Consider the following 11,837-nt stretch of genomic DNA (forward strand, 5'->3'; position numbering starts at 1 on the left):
GGTCGTCGCACCTTCCGACCCTCCTGACCTGGAGAACCTCATGACCGATACCGCACCACGCGCCACCGCCAAGAAACCGGCGGATGACGAAGACGCCCTGCTCGCCGAGCTCGGCTACACCCAGAAGCTCGACCGCTCGGTCGGCAGACTCGCGTCCTTCGCCATCGGCTTCGCGACGATCAGCGCCACCACCGCGGTGTTCACCGGCTTCGGTGCCGGGTATTTCACCGCAGGCGGACCGTTCGTGTGGACCCTGCTGCTTGCCGCTGCGGTGTTCGTGATCTGGACGCTGATCGCTGCCGACCTGACCGCCAAGCTGCCGCTGGCCGGCTATTCGTACCAGTGGACCAGTCGCCTCGTCGGCTCGACGATGGCGCTGTTCACCGGCGTGCTGGCCCTCGCCGGGTGGATCTGCGGCATGACCGGTGTCGGCTTCATTCTGTCCGGCTACCTCGGCAGCCTGTTCGGCTGGAACATGAACCAGACCGCGCAGATCCTCGTCGCCATCGGCGTGATGGCCGTCTGCATGCTCATCAACATGTACGGCGTGCGGTTCGCGACGATGGTCAACAACATCGGCGTCAGCCTCGAGTTCGTCATCACCGTCGGCGCAACGATTCTCGTCGCGATCGTCGCCTTCTCCTCGCCGGACAACCACCAATCCGTCTCCGTGCTCTTCACCGGCGGCACGGCTGACGGCAGTACCCCGTATGTCCTGGCCTGGCTGGCCGCGTCCCTCGGCCCCTTCTTCGGGCTCATCGGAGTGGAGGCCAGTGCGGACATCGCCGAGGAGACCGTCAACGCCCGCCACGTGATTCCGCGCACGATGTTCTACGCGTTGACCGCGTCGATCGTCATCGAGTTCGGCATGTACGTCGTCTACGTACTGGCGATCAAGAATGCAGACGCCGTTCAGGCCGCATCAGCTGCCCCCATCGAGGAGATCATCACCCAGCAGGTCGGCCCGGTCATCAGCAAGATCGTCGTCGCCGTGGCCCTGACCAACGTCCTGGCGTGCATCCTGGCCAACATCCTGGTCGCCACCCGGCTGACCTACTCGATGGCGCGCGACAACATGCTGCCGTTCTCCCACGTCTGGCGGCACGTGTCCCCGTCCAACCGCACGCCAACCTACGCGGTGCTCGGAATCTTCGGTTTTTCGACGATCCTGCTGCTATTTGCACTGGTCAGCGAGAAGGCGTTCTTCCTCATCCTCGGGCTCTCCTCGCTGGCGGTCTGCGCGATGTACCTCCTGCAGACCATCGCCGTGATGATCGCCAGCCGCCGCGGAACCGTCCCGGCGCCGGAGCCAGGAACGTTCAACCTCGGCAGGGCGCGTGTGCCGGTCGCCGTGGTCGCAGCCATCTGCTTCACCCTGGTGTGCGCCGCGCTGATCTTCCTCCCGCAGTTCGCAGGCAACGGCTATGTGTTCCTCGGCCTGGTCGCGCTCACGACGCTCTGGGCCTTCACCGGGTTGCGTAAGCGGCTGGCCACCGGCGAGGCCGGACCGAACTACGCCAAGACCCACCAATCCTGAATTCGATTGACTCACAACGCCTTACCGAAGGGAACAACAATGACCGCCATCCAAGACGTTGGCACCAGCAACCTGGTCGCCGTCGAACCCGGCGCCGCCATCCGCGAGGACACCCCCGTCGGCTCGGCGATCCAGTACAGCGACTACGAGCTTGACACCTCGAGCCCGTTCGCGGGCGGCGTCGCCTGGATCGAGGGCGAGTTCATCCCGGCCGAGGACGCCAAGATCTCGATCTTCGATACCGGGTTCGGACACTCCGACGTCACCTACACCGTCGCTCACGTGTGGCACGGCAACATCTTCCGGCTCGACGACCACATCGACCGGCTACTCGACGGTGCACGCAAGCTCCGCCTCGACGCGGGTATGAGCAAAGAAGAATTGGCCGAGCTCACGAAACGCTGCGTGTCGCTGTCGCAGCTTCGCGAGTCGTTCGTCAACCTGACCGTCACGCGCGGCTACGGAAAGAAGAAGGGCGAGAAGGACTTATCCAAGCTGACCCACCAGGTCTACATCTACGCGATCCCCTACCTGTGGGCATTCCCGCCCGCCGAGCAGATCTTCGGCACCACCGCGATCGTGCCGCGGCACGTTCGGCGTGCCGGGCGGAACACCGTCGACCCGACCATCAAGAACTACCAGTGGGGCGACCTGACCGCCGCCAGCTTCGAGGCGAAGGACCGCGGCGCGCGCACGGCCATCCTGCTCGACTCCGACGGCTGCGTGGCCGAGGGCCCTGGCTTCAACGTGGTCGTCGTCAAGGACGGCAAGCTGGCATCGCCGTCGCGCAACGCGCTGCCCGGCATCACCCGCAAGACGGTTTACGAACTCGCCGACCAGATGGGCATCGAGGCCGTCCTGCGCGACGTGACTAGTCAGGAGCTCTACGACGCCGATGAGTTGATGGCCGTCACCACGGCGGGCGGCGTCACCCCGATCAATTCGCTGGACGGCGAGAAGATCGGCAACGGTGAGCCGGGACCCCTGACCGTCGCGATCCGGGACCGCTTCTGGGCGCTGATGGACGAACCGGGACCACTGATCGAGGCCATTCACTACTAACCCCCAGCGATTTGTGGAGTCTGAGTTGCGGTCAGAACATTGCGGTCAGCGCAACCCAGACTCCACAAATCGCCATGTCAGGGCAGGATCGAGTCGACATATCCCCCGTCGACACGCAGCGCGCCACCGGTGGTCGCCGACGCCAACGGAGACGCGAGGTAGGTGACCATGTTGGCGATCTCCTCTGGCTCGATGAGCCTCTGAAGCAGCGACTGCGGCCGGTGCACGCACATGAACTCCCGCTGCGCCTCATCCCACGACAGTGACTTGTCCACCAGCTCGTAGACGAAGTCCTCGACACCTGCCGTGTGGGTGGGGCCTGCTATCACCGAGTTCACCGTGACACCCGTGCCCGCGGCGTCCTTGGCGAAGCCACGCGATACCGCCAGCAGCGCAGTCTTCGATACGCCGTAGTGGATCATCTCCTCCGGGATGACGATCGCCGAGTCGCTGGCGATCTGGATCATCCGGCCCCAGTGCTTGTCGACCATGCCCGGTAGATAGGTGCGGATGAGGCGGATCGCAGCGAGCACGTTCACCTCGAAGTAGGTGCGCCACTGCTGGTCGGTGATCTCACGGGCCGGGACCGCACCGAAGATGCCGAGGTTGTTGACCAAGATGTCGACTGTGGGCAGCTCAGCCACCAACTGCTCGACACCGTCCTCGGTGGTCACGTCGGCAGCGATGCCGACCACGTCACCGCCTGCCTTGGTCAGCGCCGCGACCGCCTCTGCGACCCGGTCGGCGGACCGGCCGTTCACCGCGACGCGCGCACCGCTACCTGCGAGTCCCTCGGCGATGGCGTATCCGATGCCTTGGGTCGATCCGGTGACGAGTGCGGTCTTTCCAGTCAGGTCGATGTTCACGACGCAGTACTACCACCGTTATGTCCCAACTATTCCTACCCGCCATAGAAATTTCACAGGGTATTGACAGTCGACTGTGGCACCGTTTTCCTGGAGCTGTTGAGCCCGCGCGACGATGCGTGGGCGCCGCCGGACGATGTGAGAAACCCATCCGATGGCGGAACGGCTTCGAATGGTCAAGGGGCCTAACTGCGAACACGCCGCCCCCGTTGATGATGGGAGATCTCGTGCGCCGGTTATTCATCACGGCTGTGATGGCCGCTCTGTTGCCCGTATTCGCCGCGGTGGTGGGTGGTTCCGCCACGGCAGGGGCCTTCTCGCGACCTGGTCTGCCGGTCGAGTACCTCCAGGTGCCGTCCGCGAGCATGGGCAGGGACATCAAGATCCAGTTCCAGAGCGGCGGCCCGAACTCGCCCGCCGTCTACTTGCTGGACGGCCTGCGCGCTCAGGACGACTTCAACGGCTGGGACATCAACACCCCGGCCTTCGAGTGGTACTACAACTCGGGTCTTTCGGTGGTCATGCCCGTCGGCGGCCAGTCCAGCTTCTACAGCGACTGGTACTCACCGGCGTGCGGCAAGGCAGGCTGCCAGACGTACAAGTGGGAGACGTTCCTGACCCAGGAACTGCCCGCGTATCTGCAGGCCAACAAGGACGTCAAGCCCACGGGCAGTGCGGCGGTCGGGTTGTCGATGGCCGGGTCGGCATCCATGGTCTTGGCGATGTACCACCCCGACCAGTTCCCGTACGCGGCGTCGCTGTCCGGCTTCCTGAACCCCTCCGAGGGGTCGTGGCCGTTCCTCATCAACATGTCGATGGGTGACGCGGGCGGCTACAAGGCGAACGACATGTGGGGCCCGACGGAAGACCCGAACAGCGCCTGGAAGCGCAACGACCCGATGGTGAACATCGGGAAGCTGGTCGCCAACAACACCCGCCTCTGGGTGTACTGCGGAAACGGCACCCCGAGTGACCTTGGCGGGGACAACGTGCCAGCCAAGTTCCTCGAAGGACTGACCATCCGCACCAACCGGACGTTCCAGGACGACTACATCGCCGCGGGCGGCAAGAACGCCGTGTTCAACTTCCCGGACAACGGCACGCACGACTGGCCCTACTGGGGTTCACAGCTGCAGGCGATGAAGCCCGACCTCCAGCGCACGCTCGGCGCCACCCCGCAGGCATAACAGTGCCCTCGAAGCGGGAGCTACACGTCTAAGTCGCGTAGTTCCCGCTTGAGGATCTTTCCCGTTGGGTTGCGCGGCAGCTCGTCGAGGAAGATCACCTCGCGCGGCACCTTGTAGCGCGCGAGGTGGTCCCGGACGTAGGTCTTGATGGCGTCCTCGTCCACGCTGGCCCCCTCGGCCTTGACGACGAACGCGCGCAGCCGGTGGCCCCAGTCCTGGTCCTCGACGCCGAGGGCGGTGGCCTCGATGACCTCGGGGTGGCCGCTGATCAGGTCCTCGATCTCGGCGGGGAACACGTTCTCACCGCCGGAGACGATCATTTCGTCGTCGCGCCCGCTGACGTAGAGCAGTCCGTGCTCGTCGAAGTAGCCGACGTCGCCGGATGACATGAGTCCGTCGATGATCTGCTTTCCGCCGCCGCCGGTGTAGCCCTCGAACGGGAAGGTGTTGCCGACGAAGATCCGGCCCACCTCGCCCTGCGCGACCTCGTGGCCGTTGTCGTCGAAGAGCTTGACGGTCACGCCCTTGACCACCGGCCCCACGGTTGCCGGGTTGATCGACAGGTCCTTGGGCCTGGCGATGGTGGCGAACGCGATCTCCGTCGACCCGTACAGGTTGTAGATGACCGGGCCCAGATCCTTGAGCGCCCTGGTGGCCAGTTCCGCGCCAAGCTGAGACCCGGAGACGAACACGATCCGCAGGCTGGACAGGTCCGGCTTGCGTTCCATGTCGTCGAAGGCGTCCAGGGTCCGCGACAGCATCACCGGAACGACGACGACGGCCGTCACCTTGTGCTTCTCGATGTCGGCCAGCACGTTGGCCGGCTTGAACTTGCGACGCAACACCAGCGTGCTACCGAGCATCATCGCGATGGTGGCGTGCAAGAAGCCCAGCGCATGGAACATCGGCGCGGGCAGCGACGTCACCTCGCCGGACTTGAACGGGACGTGCGACAGGATGCCGCCGATGGGCGCCAGCGATGGCGGGGTGCTGCGGTTGGCGCCCTTGGGGGTTCCGGTCGTGCCGCTGGTCAGGATGATGATCTTGGAGTGCGCGGTCGCCTTCGGTGGCGGTGTGGACCTGCTGCGTTCGATCAGGTCGGCGAGCGTCTCGTCGGTGCTCTCCGACGGCTCGTCGTTGTCGGGGTTGGTCGGCAGGGCGCGCAGCTTGCCAAGCGGCGGATCCGCCGCCGAAACGGCCTTGGTGTACTCGTCGTCGAAGATGATCAGCTTCGCGCCTTCGCGCTCGGAGACCTCCTTGATCTGCGGACCCGAGAACTCGCTGTTGAGCAGGATGAGCTTCACCCCAACCTTGGCCGCGCCGTAGGCCGCGATCAGGAACCAGCGATGGTTGCGGATGAGGATGGCCAGGCCGTCGCCCCCCTTGACGCCGATGGCCAGCAGACCGTTGGCGACGGCGTTGGCGGCGTCGTCGAGTTCCTTGAACGTCATCTCGCCGTCGTCGTCGATGATCGCCGTGCGGTTGGGCGTGCGGCGGGCATTGAGTGCAGGGATCATGCCGAATTCACCCCACTTGCGGATGTCGGCAACCATGGCGGCGATGTTCTGCGGCGGCTCGAGCTTGAACGCGCCCGCCTCGAACATCTTGATGGCGTAGTGCAGTTCGGCCGAGCCGCGCTCGGCATACTGCTGGATCTTGGCCGCTGCCTGCAACGGAAGCTCGGTTAGCTTGGGCATGACTCCCACAATATGTGACCGCCGTCGCAGTGGGACCGGCACAACTAACATTGCCGTATGGGCTCTCCGCTGTCCCTGGACGTGGGCGAACGGACGCTTGCGGTCACCAACCCGGACAAGGTCGTCTTCCCCGACACGGGCGTGACCAAGCTAGATCTGATCGAGTACTACCTCGCGGTCGCCGACGGCGCCCTGCGCGGCGTCTCGGGCCGCCCGATGATCCTCAAACGATTCATCAAGGGCATCACCGAAGAAGCGGTCTTCCAGAAGCGGGCGCCGGAGAAGCGGCCCGACTGGATCGACGTCGCCGAGCTCAAGTACGCCTCTGGCACGTCGGCGAAGGAGGCCGTCCTGCACGACGCCGCAGGCCTGGCGTGGGCGGTCAACCTGGGCTGCGTCGACCTGAACCCCCATCCGGTGCTTGCCGACGACCTCGAGCATCCCGACGAACTGCGCGTCGACCTCGATCCGATGCCCGGTGTCGGGTGGCAGCAGATCGTCGACGTGGCGCTGGTGGCCAGGGAGGTACTGGAGGACCACGGTCTGACCGCATGGCCGAAGACGTCGGGTTCGAAGGGTTTCCACATCTACGCCCGCATCGAAAGGCACTGGCCGTACAAGCAGGTGCGACTGGCGGCCGAGACCATTGCGCGCGAGGTCGAACTTCGCGCCCCCGACGTCGCGACCAGCCGTTGGTGGAAGGAAGAGCGTGGCGCGCGGGTCTTCGTCGACTTCAACCAGAACGCCAAGGACCGCACGGTCGCATCGGCGTACTCGGTGCGCGCGACGCCCGACGCCCGGGTATCGACGCCGCTGCGCTGGGAAGAGGTGCCCGACTGCGCGCCAGAGGCGTTCACGGTGTCGACCGTGCCAGCGCGGTTCGCCGAAATGGGCGATCCGTGGGAGGGCATGAACGACGCGCCAGGCGGGTTGGACGCGCTGCTGGAACGGGCGAAGGAACTCGGGCCCGCCGAGAAGGCGCCCAAGGGCGCACGACGATCTGAAGATGGACCGCGTCGCCGTATCTCTGCGATGCCGCTCATCGAGATCGCCAAGACCAAGACCAAGGACGAGGCCATGGCAGCGCTCGACGTGTGGCGCGAGCGCTACCCGGCAGCGTCGGAACGACTCGAACCGGTCGACGTTCTGGTCGACGGCATGCGCGGGCCCAGTTCGATCTGGTACCGCATCAGGATCAACCTGCAGCACGTGCCCGAGGAGCAGCGGCCCCCGCAGGAGGAGCTAATCGCCGACTACAGCCCGTGGGAGAACTACACCGGTTCGCAGTGGCGACGTTAGCGAACGACGGCGGCTATGGCTTCCAGGGCGTCCGCGATCGGGCTGTCCCCGCTGATCAGGTCGAAGGCGTGGCCGCCGGTGTCCGGGGCGTCCAGCACCGCGACGAGCACCGCCGCCACGTCCGCGCGGGGGATGCTCCCGCGGCCGGTGGATTCGGCGATCGCGACGCGTCCCGTCCCTGCCTCGTCGATGAGATGACCGGGGCGCACGACGGTGGCGCTGAGCCCCGTGCGGGCCTGAACGGCCTCGTCGGCGGCGGCCTTGGCGCGCAGGTAGGCCGCGAACACCGGGTCGGATGCGGAGTCATCGGCACGCTTGTCGGCGCCCATCGCCGAGACCATCACGTAGCGGCTCACCCCGGCATCCAGCGCGGCGTCGGCGAGCAAGATCGCGGCGTCGCGGTCGACGGTCTCCTTGCGCGCAGCGCCACTGCCGGGCCCCGCACCCGCGGCGAACACCACGGCGTCGGCACCGCGCACGTGTCGGGCCACCTCGGCGACCGACGCGTTCTCCAGGTCCACGACCAGCGCTTCGGCACCAGCGGCTTCCAGGTCCGCCACCTGGGCCGGGTTGCGGATGAGTCCCGCTACGGAATCACCGCGCGCAGACAACAGCCGCTCCAGGATCAACGCGATCTTTCCGTGCCCGCCCGCGATCACGATCCGCACGTCAATACCTCCATCGGTTCAGGCTGCGAAGACTTGGGAGTCGTCGGCAAATGCCTTGAACTCCAAAGCGTTTCCTGCGGGATCGAGCAGGAACATGGTCCACTGCTCGCCCGTCTCACCCTCGAATCGAACATGGGGTTGGATCACGAAGTCCACACCAGCATCCCTCAACCGGCCGGCGAGCGCCTGAAACCCCGGCACGCTCAGAATCAGCCCGAAGTGCGGAACCGGGACGTCGTGCCCGTCGACCGGGTTGTGGATGGGACGCTCCCGCCCCGGCGCCAGGTGGGTGACCAGCTGATGGCCGGTGAGGTTCCAATCCACCCACGTCTCGGCGCTGCGTCCCTGCTCGAGGCCGAGCACGGTGCCATAGAACTGGGTGGCCGCGGCCAGGTCGTCGACCGGTATGGCCAGGTGAAATCGAGGGATGGGTGACTCGAGAACGGTCATACGCACAACGATATGCCAGCACGCTTCGATGCCTGAAACACGGGGACTTTCAACATGATCAGTAGACGAGACTTCACCCAGATCGTGGGCCTCGCGGCGGCAGGAGCCTCGGTGGCAGGCCTCGCATCCGCCCCCACGGCCAGTGCCGAGGGACCGACGGGCCACACGTCGTTCCGGTCGTTCAAGCAGGTCGACGCGGGCGTGCTCAACATCGGCTACGCCGAGGACGGGCCCGCCGACGGGCCGCCCGTGATCCTGCTGCACGGCTGGCCCTACGACATCCACAGCTACGTCGACGTCGCGCCGATACTGGCCGACCGCGGTTTCCGCGTCATCGTCCCGTACCTGCGCGGGTACGGCAGCACCACGTTCCTGTCCGACACAGAGGTGCGCAACGGTCAACAAGCCGCCGTCGCGAGCGACGTCGTCGCACTCATGGACGCACTGGACATTCCGCGTGCCATCATCGGCGGATTCGACTGGGGCGCAAGGTCTGCGGACGTGGTCGCCGCACTGTGGCCCGACCGCTGCAAGGCACTGGTGGCCGTCAGCGGCTATATCATCGTCAACCTCGCAGCCAACCTGCTGCCGCTGCCACCCAAGGCGGAGTACGGCTGGTGGTATCAGTACTACTTCGCCACCGATCGCGGCGAGCAGGGCTACCGGGAGAACACCCGCGACTTCAACGAGTTGATCTGGCGCAACGCCTCACCGACGTGGTCGTTCGACGATGCCACCTTCGACCGCAGTGCCGCGGCATTCGCCAACCCCGACCACGTGGAGATCGTCATCCACAACTACCGGTGGCGCCTCAGCCTCGCTCCAGGTCAGCCCCAGTACGACGACGTGGAACGCCAACTTACCGCCAAACCCGAGATCGGCGTGCCGACGATCACGGTGTCCAGCGACTTCGACGGGCCAGCCAAGGACGGCAAGGCCTACCGGCAGCTGTTCACCGGCAAGTACTCCCATCGCGTCCTGGACGGCATCGGGCACAACGTGCCACAGGAGGCGCCGCGCCAATTCGCCGATGCGATCATCGAGGTAGCCGGCTACTGACGTCGGTCAAGCGTTCACAGGAGAGCAGACCATGGCAGCACAGAATTCGCCCGTCACGGTGGTCGACGCCGGCCCTGGCCGGGTCAGCAGGTCCGTCGAGGTGGGAGCACCCGCGAGCGAACTGTTCGCGATCGTCGCCGACCCGCGTCGTCACCACGAGCTCGACGGGTCGGGCACCGTCGCCGACAACATAAGCGCGCCTGCAGAACTCACCGCGGGCAGCCGGTTCTCGACCAAGATGCGGATGTTCGGCGTGCCCTACCGGATAACCAGCACCGTCACCGCGCTCACACCGGATTCGGTGATCGAGTGGCGTCATCCGCTTGGCCATCACTGGCGTTGGGAGTTCGAGCAGGTCGACCCGCAACGCACCCGCGTCACCGAGACGTTCGACTACCGCGACACCGGCACCCTGAAGGACACGCTGAAGTACTACGACCGAATGGGTTTCGTGAAGGCCAACGCGAAGGGCATCGAAGCGACGTTGCTCAAGCTTCGCGACCGATACCCCGTCGAGTAACAACCGATTCTCCAACGATTGGACAGATCAATGCCAGACCAGCAGCAGGCCGAGCGGATGCGTTCGGGCAAGGGCTTCATCGCCGCACTCGACCAGAGTGGGGGATCGACACCGAAGGCCTTGAGCCTCTACGGAATCCAGGAAGGCTCCTACTCCTCCGATGCGGAGATGTACGACCTGATCCACCAGATGCGCTCGCGGATCATCACCTCGCCGGTGTTCGGTGGCAACCGCGTTCTGGCGGCAATCCTGTTCGAACAGACCATGGATCGTGAGATCAACGGCAAGCCATCGGCGACATTCCTCTGGGCCGACAAGGGCGTCGTGCCGTTCCTGAAGATCGACAAGGGCCTGGCCGAGGCGAACGACGACGTTCAGCTGATGAAGCCGATCGCGGGAGTGGACGACCTGCTGGCCCGTGCCGCGCAGAAGGGCATCTTCGGCACCAAGGAGCGGTCGGTGATCGGCGCAGCCAATGCCGCGGGGATCGCCGCGATCGTCGAGCAGCAGTTCGAGCTGGCGCGGACGGTCCTCGCGCATGGGCTGATCCCGATCCTCGAGCCCGAGGTCACCATCACCATCCCCGACAAGGCCGCCGCGGAGGACCTTCTGCGCGACGTCATCGCCAAGCACCTCGACGACGTCCCCGCCGACCAGCAGGTGATGCTCAAACTGTCGCTTCCGACGGTGCCCAATCACTACGCACCGCTGATCGAACACCCCAGGGTGATGCGCGTCGTGGCGCTGTCTGGCGGTTATTCGCGGGACGAGGCCGACGCCCTGCTCGCCCAGAACACCGGCCTCATCGCCAGCTTCAGCCGCGCACTCACCGAAGGGCTGTCGGCCCAGCAGTCCGACGCGGAGTTCGACGCCGCGCTGGACGAGGCGATCCAATCGATCTACGACGCGTCGACGTCCCCGTAGCCGGGCCACCACGCACTTAGCTGCGGTCGATGTTCGTCATTTCAGGAGCGTTCCGAACATAATATAAGCTATCTTAGCTTCCGCTCACGTATCGCGTGAACGGCGACACCGCTGTCCGCTCCAATACCGAGCGTCTGCGAACCGAGAAGGACGAACCAATGATTCGAACGAAGTTCACCGAGGTTTTCGGGGTTGAGCACCCCATCGCTCAGGGCGGTATGCAGTGGGTCGGGCGGGCGGAACTCGTTGCGGCCGTTGCCAATGCGGGCGGGCTCGGTTTCATCACCGCGCTGACGCAGCCGACGCCTGCCGACCTGGCCCGCGAGATCGCCAAGACGCGCGAGCTGACCGACAAGCCGTTCGGTGTGAACCTGACCATCCTGCCGTCGATCAACCCGCCGCCGTACGACGAGTACCGCCAGGTCATCGTCAACGAGGGCATCAAGATCGTGGAGACCGCGGGCTCCAACCCGGCGCCGCACCTGCCGATGTTCCACGACAACGGGATCAAGGTGCTGCACAAGTGCACGTCGGTCCGGCACGGCGTGAAGGCGCAGAGCCTCGGCGT

General features: G+C 65.6%; 12 protein-coding genes. 8 read left to right on the top strand and 4 right to left on the bottom strand.

The window, feature by feature from the left end:
- Positions 1-40: 40 nt before the first annotated feature.
- Complete coding sequence (locus tag HNP02_RS10200) at positions 41-1,537, top strand: APC family permease (protein ID WP_184437668.1); 1,497 nt, start codon at positions 41-43, stop codon at positions 1,535-1,537.
- A 39-nt stretch (positions 1,538-1,576) separates the two neighbouring features.
- Positions 1,577-2,599 carry an aminotransferase class IV gene (locus HNP02_RS10205; protein ID WP_184437670.1) on the top strand — a complete coding sequence of 341 codons (1,023 nt, stop codon included), beginning with the start codon at positions 1,577-1,579 and terminating at the stop codon, positions 2,597-2,599.
- A 77-nt stretch (positions 2,600-2,676) separates the two neighbouring features.
- On the opposite strand, the gene HNP02_RS10210 is transcribed toward HNP02_RS10205, so the two are convergent.
- Positions 2,677-3,465 (bottom strand): SDR family NAD(P)-dependent oxidoreductase, encoded by a 789-nt coding sequence (locus HNP02_RS10210; protein WP_184437672.1) that lies wholly within the window; start codon positions 3,463-3,465, stop codon positions 2,677-2,679.
- Between the two features lie 212 nt (positions 3,466-3,677).
- Here HNP02_RS10210 and HNP02_RS10215 point away from each other — a divergent pair, with 212 nt between their 5' ends.
- Entirely contained in the window at positions 3,678-4,652 is a 975-nt protein-coding gene (locus HNP02_RS10215; protein WP_184437674.1) for an alpha/beta hydrolase family protein, read from the top strand.
- Positions 4,653-4,672: 20 nt separating this feature from the next.
- Here the strand turns inward: HNP02_RS10215 and fadD2 are convergent, their stop codons facing one another.
- Complete coding sequence (gene fadD2 / locus HNP02_RS10220) at positions 4,673-6,349, bottom strand: long-chain-fatty-acid--CoA ligase FadD2 (RefSeq protein ID WP_184437676.1); 1,677 nt, start codon at positions 6,347-6,349, stop codon at positions 4,673-4,675.
- 57 nt (positions 6,350-6,406) lie between these two features.
- Here fadD2 and ligD point away from each other — a divergent pair, with 57 nt between their 5' ends.
- On the top strand, positions 6,407-7,648 hold the full coding sequence (gene ligD, locus HNP02_RS10225) for a non-homologous end-joining DNA ligase (protein WP_184437678.1): 1,242 nt from the start codon (positions 6,407-6,409) through the stop codon (positions 7,646-7,648).
- On the opposite strand, the gene HNP02_RS10230 is transcribed toward ligD, so the two are convergent.
- Together HNP02_RS10230 and HNP02_RS10235 are read right to left on the bottom strand one after the other, a co-directional pair.
- Positions 7,645-8,316 carry an NAD(P)H-binding protein gene (locus HNP02_RS10230; protein ID WP_184437680.1) on the bottom strand — a complete coding sequence of 224 codons (672 nt, stop codon included), beginning with the start codon at positions 8,314-8,316 and terminating at the stop codon, positions 7,645-7,647. The two genes, ligD and HNP02_RS10230, sit on opposite strands and share 4 nt — an antisense overlap.
- Positions 8,317-8,334: 18 nt before the next feature.
- Entirely contained in the window at positions 8,335-8,766 is a 432-nt protein-coding gene (locus HNP02_RS10235; protein WP_184437682.1) for a VOC family protein, read from the bottom strand.
- Between the two features lie 54 nt (positions 8,767-8,820).
- Between HNP02_RS10235 and HNP02_RS10240 the strand changes: the two genes are divergently transcribed.
- From HNP02_RS10240 to HNP02_RS10255, 4 genes are all read left to right on the top strand, one after another.
- Positions 8,821-9,825, top strand: coding sequence for an alpha/beta fold hydrolase (locus tag HNP02_RS10240; protein WP_184437684.1), 1,005 nt, complete (start codon positions 8,821-8,823; stop codon positions 9,823-9,825).
- 31 nt (positions 9,826-9,856) lie between these two features.
- Entirely contained in the window at positions 9,857-10,345 is a 489-nt protein-coding gene (locus HNP02_RS10245) for an SRPBCC family protein (RefSeq protein WP_184437686.1), read from the top strand.
- A gap of 30 nt (positions 10,346-10,375) precedes the next feature.
- Positions 10,376-11,269 carry a fructose bisphosphate aldolase gene (locus HNP02_RS10250; protein ID WP_184437688.1) on the top strand — a complete coding sequence of 298 codons (894 nt, stop codon included), beginning with the start codon at positions 10,376-10,378 and terminating at the stop codon, positions 11,267-11,269.
- Between the two features lie 158 nt (positions 11,270-11,427).
- Positions 11,428-11,837 (top strand): nitronate monooxygenase family protein (locus HNP02_RS10255; protein ID WP_184437690.1); only part of this gene is annotated, 410 nt, incomplete at its 3' end.

The sequence above is a fragment of the Mycobacterium sp. AZCC_0083 genome, from assembly GCF_014202335.1.
GTDB lineage: Bacteria > Actinomycetota > Actinomycetes > Mycobacteriales > Mycobacteriaceae > Mycobacterium.